Genomic DNA, 14,722 nt, shown 5'->3' on the forward strand with positions numbered 1-14,722 from the left:
GGGTCGTTGCTCAGTGCGTGCCGTCCGAGTTGTTCGACGGTGTCCCGCCGCCGACCGACGCCTGCGCGCCGTCGGCCTGGGCCTGCGCCTTGAGCTTGTCCTTCTCCGCAGGGGTGAGCACGGGCGGCTCGGTGGAGGGCTGACGCTTGCCGAAGCCGTTGTACGGCGCCAGCGGCGGGCGCTTGACCACCCGGGAGCAGATCCGCGCCATGTCGGCCGTGGAGAGGGTTTCCTTCTCCATCAGCTCGAGCACGATGTTGTCCAGGACGTCCCGGTATTCCACCAGGATCTCCCAGGCCTCGTCGTGCGCCAGCTCGACCAGTGCCCGCATCTCGCCGTCGATCTCGGCGGCCACCGAGTCCGAGTAGTCCCGCTCGTGGCCCATGTTGCGGCCGAGGAACGGCTCGTCCCCGCTGGTGCCGTACTTGATCGCGCCGAGCTTGGAGCTCATGCCGTACTGGGTGATCATCGCGCGGGCCAGTTGGGTGGCCTTCTCGATGTCGTTGCCGGCGCCGGTGGTCGGCTCGTGGAAGACCAGTTCCTCGGCAGCGCGACCGCCCAGCGCGTACGCCAGGGTGTCGATCATTTCGGCGCGGGTCTGCGTGTACTTGTCTTCGGTGGGGAGCACCAGGGTGTGGCCCAGCGAGCGGCCACGGGACAGGATCGTCACCTTGTGCACCGGCGCGGCGTGCGGCAGCGCCCAGGCGACCAACGCGTGGCCACCCTCGTGGTACGCGGTGATCTTCTTCTCCTGGTCGCTCATCACCCGGGTCCGACGCTGCGGGCCGGCGACCACCCGGTCGATCGACTCTTCCAACGAGTCGTTGGTGATCGCGCGCTGCTCCTTGCGGGCGGTGAGCAGCGCCGACTCGTTGATCACGTTGGCCAGGTCGGCGCCGCTGAAGCCCGGCGTGCGACGGGCCACCGCGTCGAGGTCGACGTCGGGCGTGAACGGCTTGCCCTTGGCGTGCACCCGCAGGATGGCCTTGCGACCCTCCATGTCGGGGGCGTCCACCGGGATCTGCCGGTCGAACCGGCCCGGGCGCAGCAGCGCCGGGTCGAGGATGTCCGGCCGGTTGGTGGCCGCGATCAGGATGACGCCGCCCTTGGTGTCGAAGCCGTCCATCTCGACGAGCAGCTGGTTGAGCGTCTGCTCCCGCTCGTCGTGGCCGCCGCCCATGCCGGCGCCACGGTGCCGGCCGACGGCGTCGATCTCGTCGACGAAGACGATCGCCGGGGCGTTCGTCTTGGCCTGCTCGAACAGGTCACGGACCCGGCTGGCGCCGACGCCGACGAACATCTCCACGAAGTCGGAGCCGGAGATGGAGTAGAAGGGCACCCCGGCCTCTCCGGCGACCGCGCGGGCCAGCAGCGTCTTGCCGGTGCCGGGCGGGCCGAACAGCAGCACGCCCTTCGGGATCTTGGCGCCGAGGGCCTGGTACTTGGCCGGGTTCTGCAGGAAGTCCTTGATCTCGTACAGCTCTTCGACGGCCTCCTCGGAACCCGCGACGTCCGCGAAGGTCGTCTTCGGAGTGTCCTTGGTGATCATCTTGGCCTTGGACTTGCCGAAGTTGAGCACCCGGGAGCCGCCGCCCTGCATCTGCGACATGAAGAACAGCAGCAGGAGCACGAGCAGCGCGATTGGCAGCAGGTTGACCAGCAGGCTCACCCAGATGCTGTCCGAGGAGACCTTGGTGTCGGCCGGGCCGGTGACCCGGTTGGCCGCCTTGGCGTCCAGCACCTCGTTCCAGATCTGGTCGCCAGCCTGGTACGGGAACTGGGCCTCGATCTTGTTGGTCTCGGTCTTGCCGAACTTGGTCTTCTGGGCCAGGTCCAGTTGGAGCGTCTGCTCCTTGTCCTGGAAGACCGCTTTGTTGATCTTGGCGGTATGCAGCTGATCGAGCGCAACGGAAGTGTCCACCCGGTGGTAGCTGGGACCACTGGTGAACAGTTGACTGAGCACAACGGCGCCGAGGATGACCAGGATGATCCAGACCACCGGTCGGCGGAAGAAACGCGTACGTTCCATACTGTTGTCGAGCGCCGGGGCGCCCGCATCCTCCTGATCGACGTCCTGACCGTCTGATGGTGTCGCCGCGCTGAGCGGCGGCCGGAGCCGCCGTGCGGGCCGACTCGACCCCGAGGCGCGAAAACTACCGCGCCGCGGTCATTCGACGGTACACCGTGTACGCGAGGAGTGAGCTTGCGAGCCCCGCAGTCGTGCACCATCAAAAGACCGTGTACGCCAGCAGCGAAACTGCGAGCCTGCGCACTCCGCGCGCCTTCGACATCGACGACACGCACCGTGGGCAGGCCCACCAGCCCCGCAGCCGCCGTACGGCGAGTCCGGGTGGAAGCCGGCGTGGCGGGGAGTCCGGCTCGGCCACCCGAGCGCCCGGTCACGCGATCGAGTGGGTCGAGCGCGGAGGAACCTCCGGGCCACCGTGCTACACGGTAACCGCATCAGCTGAGAGCGCGCTGAACGTCGGCTTGATGGATGCCGATACAAGTCGGGCTCACGTCGACCCGCAGGCCGTCGTGACGGGTCGGCCCGGCGTCAGGAGCGGGCGTAGACCTCGGGCTTGAGCACCCCGACGTACGGCAGCTCCCGGTAGCGCTCACCGAAGTCGAGGCCGTACCCGACCACGAACTCGGTGGGGATGTCGAAGCCGACGTACTTCACCGGCACCGGGACCTTCACCGCGTCCGGCTTGCGGAACAGGGCGACCACCTCGACGCTCGCCGCCGAACGCGACTCGAGGTAGCGCAGCAGCCAGGAGAGTGTGAGCCCGGAGTCGACGATGTCCTCGACGACGACCACGTGCCGACCGGCGATGTCCCGGTCCAGATCCTTGAGGATGCGGACCACCCCGGAGGAGGTGGTGCCCTGGCCGTAGGACGAGATGGCCATGAAGTCGAGCTCCGCCGGCGGGCCGTTGCGGCCCAGGGCCCGGGCGAAGTCCGCCATGAACATCACCGCGCCCTTGAGTACGCACACCAGCAGCAGCCCGTCGCCCACGTGGGCGTAGTCGGCGGAGACCTGCTTGGCCAGCTCCGCCGTCTTCTCGCGGATCTGCGCCTCGGAGATGATCACGTGGTCGATGTCGGCGTCGTACCAGGAGCCGTCAGCCATGACTCCTAGCCTGCCGTACGTCGGATGGCCTCCGTCGGCGGGGCCGCACCTTTTGGCGCGGTCCCGCCGAGGATTTTCTGCGCAAACAACGCTAATCACATCAGTTGGTGCGTGACCGCCAGCGGCGGCCATCGTCGCTCGGCTTCCAGTCGGCCGAATCGTGGCTGTCGACGGTGAGGCCGGCCGCCGAGGCGGCGGCGAGGAGGACGAGGAACAGGAGGATGAACAGGAACTCCATGGCGGCGCTCGCTTTCGCATGATTGCTGTCGGTTTCGCCGCCGGTGCGCACCGGACTGAGACAAGTCTGCGACCTCGCGAAGCGATCGGACAGTGGCAGGAATGCCATTGGTCATCGATTTACTGCCACCTTCCGGGTTACCCTCGTCACATGCTGCGGTCCGTTGCCGTCCTCGCCCTCGACCAGGTCGCTCCCTTCGAGCTCGGCGTGCTGGCCGAGGTGTTCGGCACCGACCGGACAGCCGACGGTTTCCCCGCCTACCGCTTCCAGGTGTGCAGTCCGGACGGCGCTCCCGTGCGTACCTCGTCCGGCTTCCACCTCACCCCCCACGCCGACCTCGGCCCGGTCGACGAGGCCGACCTGGTGGCCATCCCCGCGCACAGCCAGGGCACCACGGTCCCCGGCCCGGTGCTCGACGCGCTCCGCCGGGCCGACGCCCGCGGGGCGTACCTGTTCAGCGTCTGTTCCGGAGCCTTCCTGCTCGGCGAGGCCGGGCTGCTCGACGACCGCGAGTGCACGACCCACTGGCGGTACGTGGACGAGCTGCAACGCCGGCACCCGCGCGCCCAGGTGCGGTGCAACTCGCTCTACGTCCAGGACGGTCGGTTGCTCACCAGCGCGGGCACGGCGGCCGGCATCGACGCGTGCCTGCACCTGATCCGCCAGGAGCACGGCTCGGCCACCGCGACCCGGCTGGCCCGGCGGATGGTGGTCCCGCCGCACCGCGACGGCGGCCAGTCCCAGTACGTCGAGGCGCCCATCCCGAAAGCGCCCGAGGCACCCACCCTCGAACCGGTGCTGGAGTGGCTGATGGGCCACCTGGACCGGACGGTCACCGTGGAGGAGTTGGCCGCCCGCGCCGGCATGGCGCCCCGCACGTTCGCCCGCCGGTTCCGGGCCGAGACCGGCACCACCCCGCACGACTGGCTCACCAACCAGCGGGTGCTGCTCGCCCGCCGGCTGCTGGAGGAGACCCCGTTGAGCGTGGAGGCGGTCGCCGACCAGTCCGGCTTCGGCGACGCGGCCGCGTTGCGCCACCACTTCAGTCGCCGGGTCGGCGCCACCCCACACAGCTACCGGACCACCTTCCGGGACCGGGCACACAGCGGCTGAGAGCGGCCGGTCAGGTCAGGCCGGGCGCACCGATGTCAGCCGGCCGTCGCGGCGGAGCACCCGGACACCGCCGGGCAGGTCGGCCGGGCCCTGACCGCGCCATTCGGTCACCAGGGCGTCCAGAGCGGCGATGTGCCGGTGCGACAGGGCACCGGGCGGCGCGCCCAACTCGCGGGCCCAAGCGTGCAGAACCCGGTTGCGTACGGCGGGAACCAGGCCGAGCAGCGCCGGCACGGACAGCCCTCCGTCGGGGCACCGGGCCACCGCCAGGGCCGTCCCCGCCAACTCGTCGAGCGCGGCGTTGTCGGCCGCCACCAGCCGGGCGGTACGCGCCAGGTTGTCCACCACACCCGGCCCGAGCGCCCGTACCAGCGCCGGCAGCAGGTCACCCCGCACCCTCGAACGGGCGTACGACGGGTCGCTGTTGTGCGGGTCCTGCCACGGGCTCAGCCCGAGGGCGACGCAGGCGGCGCGGGTCTGATCCCGTCCGATCTCCAGCAGCGGGCGCAGCAGTGGCACCCCGCCCAGATCGCGCCGGGCGGGCATCCCGGCCAGCCCTCGTGGGCCGGCGCCCCGGGCAAGCGCGAGGAGCACCGTCTCCGCCTGGTCGTCACGGGTGTGCCCGGTGAGCACCGCGACGGCGTTCTGCTGCCGGGCCGCCTCGGTCAGCGCCTGGTAGCGGGCCTCGCGGGCGGCTGCCTCCGGCCCGCCGGGACGCCCGGCCACCTCCACCCGGACCACGGTCGTCGACCCGAACCCGACCTCTCGCCCCCAGGTGGCCACCGCCTCGGCGCGCTCCGCGGAGCCGTCCTGCAAGCCGTGGTCGACGGTGACGAGCCCCGCGGCGCGGTCCAGCCGCGGCGTCACGAATGCGGTGGCCGCCGCGAGCGCGAGCGAGTCGGCTCCACCGGAGCAGGCGACCAGCACCGGCCCGCCGGACGGCAGACCGGTCAGGGCGCGGCGGACCGCCACCCGGATCGCGGCCACCGGCGGTGCGAGCGCGGCCACCGGCGGGTGGTCAGCCAGCGGCCGGGATCGTGCCGGCCGGCCCGTGCACCCGGGCGACCCAGGCGTCCGGGTCACCCAACTCCGACAGTCGAGGCAGGGTCAGCGGCGAGTTGAAGATCGAGTTGAACCCGTCCATGCCGACGCGTTCCACCACCCCGTGCACGAACTTGCGCCCCTCGGCGTACTGGCGCATCTTGACGTCCACGCCGAGCAGCCGGCGGATCGCCTTCTCCAGCGGGTTGCCCGCCTCCCGGCGTCGGTTGAACGACGCCCGGATCCGCTCCACGCTCGGGATCACCTGCGGGCCGACGCCGTCCATCACGAACTCGGCGTGCCCCTCCAGCAGGGTCATCAAGGCGGTGAGTCGGTCCAGTACGGCCCGCTGCGCCGGGGTCTGCACGATGTCCAGCACGCTGGTGCGGCTCTCCGGGTCACGGACCGCGTCGGACAGGGTGGCCACCCCGCGCCGCAACCGCTCGACCAGGTGCTCGCTGCCGGTGGACGAGGCGTCGACGAACGCCTGCACCTCGCTGAGGAAGTAGGCCCGCATCCACGGCACGGCCGTAAACTGGGTGCGGTGGGTGACCTCGTGCAGACACACCCAGAGCCGGAAGTCCCGAGGGTCCGCGCCGAGCTTGCGCTCCACCTCGACGATGTTCGGCGCGACCAGCAGCAGCTGGCCCGGGTCGGCCGAGAAGACCTCGTACTGGCCGAGCACCCGGCCGGAGAGGTAGGCCAGCACCGTCCCGGCCTGCACTCCGGTGAGCCGGGACCCGATCGCCTCGGTCAACGCGCCCGGTTGCTTGTCGCCGGAGAGCCGGCTCACCAGCGGTGTGATCACCTCGCGGAGACCGGCGATGTTGGTCGCGGCCCAGTCGCGGCGATCGACCACCCGGACCGGCGGATGCGACACCTGCGCCCGCAACCCCGTGTAGTCGGCCACGTGCCCGGCCGCCTCGTCGGTCAGCCGACGCAGGTCGCCGACCACGTCGGTGGCTTCCGCGTACGACACGCGGGGGCCAGACTTGCTCAACGCCCCCGCGGTTGCGGCGGCCAGATCCCAGTCCACGAACTGCGCCATGAACCCACCGTACCCGCGCCGCGACACCCCGGCCCGGGCTCGCGCCCTCGATCGACGCCGATGGCGACCGCGTCGCTCCCGAACCGGCGACGGTCAGCCGCAGCCGCAACCGGCCAGCGCGGCGGCGATCCGGTCCAGTGCCGGCTGGGCGGTGTCCCGGTCCCCCGGCACCTTGTCGGTGAGCACCGCGAAGGTCAACAGCCGACCGTCGGCGGTGGTGACCAGGCCCGCGACGGAGTGCACGCCGGTCAGGGTGCCGGTCTTGGCCCGGACGCTGCCCGCGCCCGCGGCGGTGCCCGCAGCGGTGCGGTAGCGCTCGTTCAGCGTCCCGGACCATCCGCCCACCGGCAGACCGCCGAAGACGCCGGCCAGCTCCGGATGGTCCGGGCTGGCGGCCAAGCGGATCAGGTCGGTCAGCAGCGACGGGCTGATCCGGTTACGCCGGGACAGGCCGCTGCCGTCGGAGACGCTGATCTCGTCGGCGGGCAGGCCCAACTCCGCCACCTCGGCGTCCATGGCGGCGGCACCGCCGTCGAACGAGGCGGGTTGACCGCGGGCCAACGCGACCTGCCGGGCGAGCGCCTCGGCCACCAGGTTGTCACTCTCGCTGATCATGACGTCGACCAGCCTGATCAGCGGCGGGGACTGCACCACGCCCAGTTCGGTACCCGGTGCCGGGCTGGCACCGGCCGCCGCCTGGGGCGGGGCCGCTCCCCGCTTCACGGAGTCGGTCGGCACCCCGAGCAACCGGGCGAACGCCTTGCCGGCGGCCAGGTCCGGCTCGGCGAACCGAGGGGCGGACCCGTGCTCGACGCCCGGGTCGGTCCGCGCGCCGTCGGTCATCAGCGCGGTCACCGCGCCCCCGGAACCGCCGGTGGGGATGTCGTCGTCCCAGCCGGGGCCGTAGACCGGGCCGGAGTAGACCGAGCCGTCGACCGTGACACTGGTCGGGGGTGTGCCGCCGAGCGCGGTACGCACCTGGGCGGCCAGATCGTCGAGGCGCGCCGCGCCCGGGTAGTAACCCTTCTTGTTGATCGCGAGGGTCGGGTCACCACCCCCGATGATCACCACCTCGCCGGCCTTCGCGCCGGCCACGGCTCGGGTGGGAATCCGGTAGCCGGGCCCCCGGGCCGCCAGCACTGTCACCGCGGTCGCCAGCTTCGTCACCGAGGCGGGCACCGTGCCGTCGTCCGCCCCCTTGGCGAACAGCGTCTGACCGGTGATCACGTCGGCGACCGAGACGTTCACCCGGTCGCCCAGGGCGGCGACGCCGACCAGTGGATCGAGCGCGGCCCGAACCCCGTCCGGGGTGGGCACCGGGGCGTTCGCATCCGGGCCACCCAGCACGTCCGACGGGGCGGGTTCCGGAGTCACTCCGACCGCGTTCGGCCCGGACCCGGCGTCGTCGCCCAGCCACCCGGCGACCGGGCCGGGACGGGTGATCACGATCCCGACGCTGGCGAGCACCAGCAGGAGCACGGCGGCCAGCACCACCGGCAGTCGTCTCCTGGGGCGTGGCGGGGCGGGCGCTGGCGCTGGCGCGGCGTCGGCGGGTGCCGGCAAGGCGGAGATCGGCGGCCCCACCGGGGGGACCCCGGCCGGGCCGGGGGCGGTCGGTCCGGGACCGAACGACGGGCTGACCGGGGCGGGGCTCACCGGGACCGTGGCGCTGCCGCGTGGCGGGCCGCTCACCGGTTGCTCACCGCCGGCTACCGGGAATCGACCCGCGTTCGGAGTGGGCGACGCCGGCCCCACCGGTGGGCGCCAGGGCAGCGGCGGGGGCCGCTCGGGCACCGTCTCCGGTGCCGGGGTCGGTGCTTCGGGGGCCCGTGGGAGGTGCGCCTCCGGCACCGGGACCCGCCCCTTGGCACTGCCGGAGCCGGATCGTCCGGTACCGTGCGCGGAGCCCCCATCCGGGCGGTAGTGTGAATCTTCCCTCCCCACGACCCCCTCCTCCCCCAGCGAAAATCGGCTTGGGTGACACTACTTCGGTCCGAAGACTATGCGGCGGCCGGAGTCGGCGGGTGGGCATTCACCTGTCCGGGGGGCCGCCAGTGGTTCCGTTAGCCAGCGTGGGCAGACGAGGGAGCGTGCAGATGGATTTCGACGTGACGGTTGAGATCCCCAAAGGTCACCGGAACAAGTACGAGGTGGACCACAAGACCGGCCGGATCCGGTTGGACCGCACCCTCTTCACCTCCACCCAGTACCCGGCCGACTACGGGTTCATCGAGGGCACCCTCGGCGAGGACGGCGACCCGCTGGACGCCCTCGTGCTGGTCCCCGAGCCGACCTTCCCGGGCTGTCTGATCCGCTGCCGCACCATCGGCATGTTCCGGATGACCGACGAGAAGGGCGGGGACGACAAGGTCCTCTGCGTGCCCTACGAGGACCCGCGCCAGGAGCACCTGCGCGACATCCACCACCTGGGCGAGTTCGACCGCCTGGAGATCCAGCACTTCTTCGAGGTCTACAAGGACCTGGAGCCCGGCAAGTCGGTGGAGGGCGCGACCTGGGTCGGCCGCACCGAGGCCGAGGCCGAGATCCACGCCTCCTACCAGCGGGCCCGCGACGCCGAGGCGCGCGGCGAAACCATGCACTGACCAGCACTGACGCACCGGGCCCGAGGGTCGCTCAACCGAGCAGCCCTCGGGCCCTGTCGTACAGGTCGAGCACCGCGCAGGCGATCGGCACCACGGCGACCACCAGGGCCGTGTCGGTGAGGTCCGCGACCCTCCCGAGGTACGGCGAGACGGGCCGGCGGGCGTACCCGGTGCCGCTGGCGACCGCCACCAGGGCCAGCGCCGCCCCGCCCAGAACCAGCACGAGTCGCCCGGTCTCGTCGGCCCGACCGACCAGCACGGCACCCAGCGCCGCGTAGCCGGCCAGCCCGGCGAGCACCGTCGGCACCCGGTGTCGCAGCGCCACGAACAGCCGCGACCGCAGCAGCAGCACAGCCGAGGTGACCGCCACCAGCACCCGGCCCGCCGTGCCACCGGCGACCACGAGGACGACCGCTGTGGCCACCACCAGCAGCGCGTGGCCGATGAGCATCCCGGTGAGCACCTCCTCGGTGCGGATCACCGCGGCGAGCACTCGGCCCCGGTCCGGCAGATCCCGGACCCGCTCCGGCTCCTCAGCGGGGGTGGCGGTGGGCAGGGTGATCGGCGGCAGCGGCAGCTTGCCCAGCCGGATGGCGAGCAGCGGGATGACGCCGACGGCGAAGACCAGTGCGCTGAGCAGCACCGCCGCCGTACCGGCCGTGGTCGTCAGCAGCCCACCGAGCGCGGCCCCCGCGCCGATCAGGCCGACGGTGACACCGGCCACGAAGACCCGCAGCCGACTGGCCACTCCGAGGAAACCGATCAACGCCACCAGCAGCAGCGAGACCGAGCCGGCCAGCAGTTCGGGAGCGCCCACCCAGCGGGCCGTCCCGATCGGCCCGACCGGATCACCGGAGCCGACGGCCAGGGCACCGGCCGTGAACGCGTAGGGCAGCGCGTAGCCGCCGAGCGTCGCCCCGGCGGCGCCGTCGCCGTTGGCGCGGGAGGCCACCGTGCCGGCCACGGTGAGCACCAGCGCCACGACGGCGGCCGCCAGCCAGCCGGCCCGGTGCGTCGGGCCGCCGGCGAGCAGCGCGAGCAGTCCGACCGCGAGCGGTACGGCGGCACCGGCCAGACCGGCTGCCCGGGTGGCAGTCGGCGACCAGGCGCCGCCGCGGCGGCGAGCACCGTCGGCGATGGCCTCGATGACGTCGTCGTACTCCAGCTCGGGCCAGTGGGCGCGGGCCGGCACGAGATGCAGCACCTCACCGTCGCGGACTCCCTGCGGCAGCAGCGCCTGTGCGGTCACCAGCAGCGCTCCGTCGGTGCGGCGCAGGACCCAGCCGCCGTGCTGCTCGCCGTCGTCGGCGAGCCCGACACCGGCGTGCCGGAGCACGTCGGGCAGCAGCTCAGCCAGGGGCACCTGCTCCGGCAGGGCGACGTCCACCCGTCGTTGCGGAGCGCTGATGGTGACGCGTGCCAGCCCGGTAGTCATCGACTGGTCTCCATATCGAGGGGGATCGGAGGCTGCGCGGACGACAGGACTTTACCTACCATGAGCCAGGCTCGGGTTACCCAGCGCTGTCAGGAGGCCGAGTGTCCACCGTCGTCATCAAGCGCCCCCCGCGCCGACCAGCGCCGGAGATACCCGCCGGTGAGCTGCCGGTCGACGCGCCGCCGGAGATCCCCGTGGTGACCGGCGGGCGGTGGCAGCAACTGCTCATGCTGCTGCCCATGCTCGGCGGCACCGTGGCGATGGCGATGATGTTCGGCCGGGGCGGCGGCGCCTACTCGTACGTGGTGGGCGGCATGTTCGGGCTCTCCTCGTTGGCGATGCTGGTGACGTCCTGGGGCAGCGCCTCCGGCACCCCGAAGAAGTCCGAGATGATGGCCGCCCGCAGGGAGTACCTGCGCCACCTCGCCACACTGCGGCGGCGGGTACGCCGCACCGCGGGCCAGCAACGGGCCGGGCTCTACTACCGGCACCCGGACCCGGGCCGGCTCTGGTCGACGGTGGACAGCCACCGGGTCTGGGAACGCCGCCCCGCCGACCCCGACTTCGCCGTGGTGCGGGTCGCCGTCGGGCCGCAGACCCTGGCCACCCCACTGGTCCCACCGGTCACCCGGCCGCTGGAGGAGCTCGAGCCGATGACCGCCGGCGCGCTACGCCGCTTCCTGGACGCGTACTCGGTGGTGCCGGACCTGCCGGTGGCGCTGTCGCTGCGCAGCTTCGCCCGGGTGCACGTGCGATCCGCCGGCCGTGGCCGGGCCGCGACCACCGACGGGCCAACCACCGGCGACCCGCCGGCGCAGGCTCTGGTCCGGGCCGTGCTGACCCAGCTGGCGGTCTTCCACGCCCCCGACGAGCTGCTCGTCGCGGTCTGCGCCGGGCCGGAGCGCCGCGCCTGCTGGGAATGGGTGAAGTGGCTTCCGCACGCCCACCATCCCGGCCGCGCCGACGCGCTCGGCCCGGTACGCCTGGTCACCAGCTCGGCCGCCGAGTTGGAGTCGCTGCTGGCCGACGTCCTGGCCACCCGGTCCCGGTTCAGCCCGGCCGGTCCGGCCACCGACGGCCAGCACGTGGTGGTGGTCCTCGACGGCGGCGACCTGACCGGTGCCAGTGACCTGACCGGCGACGGCGGCATCGACGCGGTCACCGTGCTGGACCTGGACACCCCGCCGCCCCGACTGCTGGACCGGTACGCGTTGCTGCTGGAGTTGCACGGCCGGCGGTTGCACTCGCGGTCCTCCGACGGGCACGCCGAGGTGGGCACCGCCGACCAGTTGGACCTGGCCGACGCCGAGGCGGTCGCCCGACGGTTGGCACCGCTGCGGCTCGCCGGCGCGGCCCGCGGGCCGGACTCCCCGCTCCAGGCCGACCTGGGTCTCCCCGAGCTGCTCGGCCTCGGTGACCCGGAGAGCTTCAGCGCGGAACAGGGCTGGTTGCCGCGCTCGGCACGCGACCGGTTGCGGGTGCCGATCGGGGTGGGCGCGGACGGCGGCGCGATCGAGCTGGACCTCAAGGAGTCCGCCCAGGACGGTATGGGCCCGCACGGCCTGCTCATCGGGGCGACCGGCTCCGGCAAGTCCGAGCTGCTCCGCACGCTGGTGCTGGGGCTCGCCGCCACGCACAGCTCCGAGCAGCTCAACTTCGTGCTCGTCGACTTCAAGGGTGGCGCCACCTTCACCTCGTTCGACCGGCTGCCGCACACCGCGGCCGTGATCACCAACCTGGCCGACGCGTTGCCCCTTGTCGATCGCATGGTGGACGCGATCAACGGGGAGTTGGTCCGCCGCCAGGAGTTGCTGCGGCGGGCCGGCAACTTCGCCAGCGTGCGCGACTACGAGCGGGCCAGGGCGGCCGGCAGCCCTCTCGCGCCGCTGCCGTCGCTGCTGCTGATCTGCGACGAGTTCTCGGAGCTGCTCTCCGCCAAGCCCGACTTCATCGACCTGTTCGTGCAGATCGGCCGGCTGGGCCGGTCGCTCGGCGTGCACCTGCTGCTCGCCAGCCAGCGCCTGGAGGAGGGTCGGCTGCGCGGGTTGGACACCCACCTCTCGTACCGGATCGGGCTGCGCACCTTCTCGGCGCTGGAGTCCCGGACGGTGCTCGGCGTGGCGGACGCGCACGAGCTGCCCCGCTCACCGGGTCACGGCTACCTGCGTGCCGGCACCGACCCGCTGGCCCGTTTCAAGGCCGCGTACGTCTCCGGCGCCGTCCGCCGGCGGGCCGCGCCGGGCGGCGTCGCCGCCGAGGGAGGAGCGCGGCTGCTCACCTTCACCACCCACGTCGTACCGGTGCCCGAGCCGGAGACCCCGGCCCTGCCCGTGGTGGCGGAGGAGGAGGGTGCCAGGACGCTGCTCGACCTGCTGGTGGACCGGCTCGTCGGGCAGGGCCCGCCGGCGCACCAGGTCTGGCTTCCGCCGCTGGGCCAGCCGCCCGCCCTGGACGAACTGCTCGGCCCGGTCGAGGCGCACCCGAAACGCGGGCTGACCGTGGGCAACCCTGAGCTGCACGGGGCCCTCGGGGTGCCGATGGCGGTGGTGGACAAACCATTGGAGCAGCGCCGGGACCTGCTCTGGCTGGCGCTGGACGGCGCCGCCGGCCACGTCGCGGTGGTCGGCGCGCCGCAGAGCGGCAAGTCCACCGCCCTGCGCACGCTGATCTGCGCGCTGGCGCTCACCCACACACCGGCCGAGGTGCAGGTCTACTGTCTCGACTTCGGCGGCGGCGGGTTGGCCGCGCTGCGCGACCTTCCGCACGTCGGCGGGGTGACCGGCCGCGCCGACCCGACCGCCGTACGGCGCACCGTCGGCGAGATGACCACGCTGCTGGTCGACCGGGAACGCCGCTTCGCCGAGCTGGGCGTGGAGTCGATGGCCGCGTACCGGCAGCGTCGAGCAGCAGCGGGGACCGTGGGCCAGCCGGGCACCGACCCGTACGGCGACGTGTTCCTGGTGATCGACGGGTGGACCACCATCCGCGGCGAGTACGACGACCTGGAGCCACTCGTCACCGACCTGGCCACCCGGGGTCTGTCGTACGGGCTGCACGTGGTCGCCACCGGGCTGCGCTGGCTGGATTTCCGCCCGGCGATCCGGGACCTGTTCGGCTCCCGGCTGGAGCTGCGCCTCGGTGACCCGGCCGACTCGTTGGTGGCCCGGCGTGCGGCCGCCAACGTGCCGGAGCGCTCCGGCCGCGGGGTGACCGCGGAGGGCCTGCACTTCCTCACCGCGCTGCCGCAGCTCGGCACCGCCGGCGGGGACACCGCCGACCTGGTCAAGAGGGCCGCCGACGGGTGGACGGGTGCTCGGGCGCCCCGGGTGCGGCTGCTCCCGCCGGTGCTGCCGTACGCCGATCTGGACCTCACCTCGACCACCGGGCTGCGGCTGCCGATCGGGATCGCGGAGGCGGACCTGCGCCCGGTGTCGCTCGACTTCGCCAGCGAGCCGCACTTCGTGGTCTTCGGGGACTCGGAGTGCGGCAAGTCGTCGTTCCTGCGCGCGCTGGCCACGTCGATCATCACCCGGTTCACGCCCGAGCAGGCCCGGGTGATCCTCGTCGACTACCGGCGCAGCCTGCTCGGTGCCATCGAGACGCCACACCTCATCGGGTACGGCACCGCGGCGGCCCACACCGCCGACCTGGTCGAGTCGGCCGCCGGGTACCTGGAGCGGCGGGCTCCCGGGCCGGAGGTCACGCCGCAGCAGTTGCGGGACCGGTCCTGGTGGTCCGGGCCGGAGCTGTTCGTGCTGGTGGACGACTACGACCTGGTGGCGGCGGGGCCGGCGAACCCGTTACGCGCGCTGGAGGAGCACCTGCCGCACGCCCGGGACATCGGGCTGCACCTGGTGCTGGCCCGCCGGTCCGGTGGGGCGAGCCGGGCCCAGTACGAGCCGATCGTGCAGCGCCTGCGGGAGCTGTCCACGGCCGGACTGGTGATGGCGGGCAGCCCCGAGGAGGGCGCGCTCGTCGGGTCGGTGCGTCCCGGGCCGTTGCCGCCGGGGCGTGGTCGGCTGGTCACCCGACGGGAGGGCGTACGCCTCGTTCAGCTGGCACAACTGGCGCCGCAATGACCTGACTCGCCGGTTCTTCCCGTGACGGGTGG

General features: G+C 72.8%; 10 protein-coding genes. 3 read left to right on the forward strand and 7 right to left on the reverse strand.

Translation table 11 applies throughout. From position 1 onward, the window contains the following. Window positions 1–10: 10 nt before the first annotated feature. From ftsH to AB0877_RS26530, 3 genes are all read right to left on the reverse strand, one after another. Complete coding sequence (gene ftsH / locus AB0877_RS26520; RefSeq protein WP_366612237.1) at window positions 11–2,029, reverse strand: ATP-dependent zinc metalloprotease FtsH; 2,019 nt, start codon at window positions 2,027–2,029, stop codon at window positions 11–13. Window positions 2,030–2,557: 528 nt separating this feature from the next. Continuing rightward, window positions 2,558–3,133 (reverse strand): hypoxanthine phosphoribosyltransferase, encoded by a 576-nt coding sequence (hpt, locus tag AB0877_RS26525; protein ID WP_030328005.1) that lies wholly within the window; start codon window positions 3,131–3,133, stop codon window positions 2,558–2,560. Window positions 3,134–3,233: 100 nt separating this feature from the next. Beyond that, entirely contained in the window at window positions 3,234–3,479 is a 246-nt protein-coding gene (locus AB0877_RS26530; protein WP_366612395.1) for a hypothetical protein, read from the reverse strand. 42 nt (window positions 3,480–3,521) lie between these two features. On the opposite strand from AB0877_RS26530, the gene AB0877_RS26535 reads away from it, so the two are divergent. Continuing rightward, the gene (locus tag AB0877_RS26535; RefSeq protein ID WP_366612239.1) at window positions 3,522–4,484 is read left to right on the forward strand and encodes a helix-turn-helix domain-containing protein; all 963 of its coding nucleotides are present in this window, start codon (window positions 3,522–3,524) and stop codon (window positions 4,482–4,484) included. Window positions 4,485–4,499: 15 nt separating this feature from the next. Here AB0877_RS26535 and tilS read toward each other — a convergent pair whose 3' ends face one another. The 3 genes from tilS to dacB form a co-directional block, all read right to left on the reverse strand. Further along, entirely contained in the window at window positions 4,500–5,492 is a 993-nt protein-coding gene (tilS, locus tag AB0877_RS26540; RefSeq protein WP_366612241.1) for a tRNA lysidine(34) synthetase TilS, read from the reverse strand. Between the two features lie 10 nt (window positions 5,493–5,502). Next, window positions 5,503–6,573, reverse strand: a complete 1,071-nt coding sequence (locus AB0877_RS26545; RefSeq protein WP_366612243.1) for a zinc-dependent metalloprotease — start codon at window positions 6,571–6,573, stop codon at window positions 5,503–5,505. Window positions 6,574–6,666: 93 nt separating this feature from the next. Further along, the gene (gene dacB, locus AB0877_RS26550) at window positions 6,667–8,136 is read right to left on the reverse strand and encodes a D-alanyl-D-alanine carboxypeptidase/D-alanyl-D-alanine-endopeptidase (RefSeq protein ID WP_366612384.1); all 1,470 of its coding nucleotides are present in this window, start codon (window positions 8,134–8,136) and stop codon (window positions 6,667–6,669) included. A gap of 533 nt (window positions 8,137–8,669) precedes the next feature. On the opposite strand from dacB, the gene AB0877_RS26555 reads away from it, so the two are divergent. Beyond that, window positions 8,670–9,176 carry an inorganic diphosphatase gene (locus tag AB0877_RS26555; RefSeq protein WP_210864877.1) on the forward strand — a complete coding sequence of 169 codons (507 nt, stop codon included), beginning with the start codon at window positions 8,670–8,672 and terminating at the stop codon, window positions 9,174–9,176. Window positions 9,177–9,207: 31 nt separating this feature from the next. On the opposite strand, the gene eccD is transcribed toward AB0877_RS26555, so the two are convergent. After that, entirely contained in the window at window positions 9,208–10,611 is a 1,404-nt protein-coding gene (eccD, locus tag AB0877_RS26560; RefSeq protein ID WP_366612245.1) for a type VII secretion integral membrane protein EccD, read from the reverse strand. Between the two features lie 101 nt (window positions 10,612–10,712). Here eccD and eccCa point away from each other — a divergent pair, with 101 nt between their 5' ends. Beyond that, window positions 10,713–14,690, forward strand: a complete 3,978-nt coding sequence (gene eccCa / locus AB0877_RS26565; protein WP_366612246.1) for a type VII secretion protein EccCa — start codon at window positions 10,713–10,715, stop codon at window positions 14,688–14,690. The last annotated feature ends 32 nt before the right edge of the window (window positions 14,691–14,722 follow it).

Source organism: Micromonospora sp. NPDC047644 (assembly GCF_040704315.1).
GTDB lineage: Bacteria > Actinomycetota > Actinomycetes > Mycobacteriales > Micromonosporaceae > Micromonospora.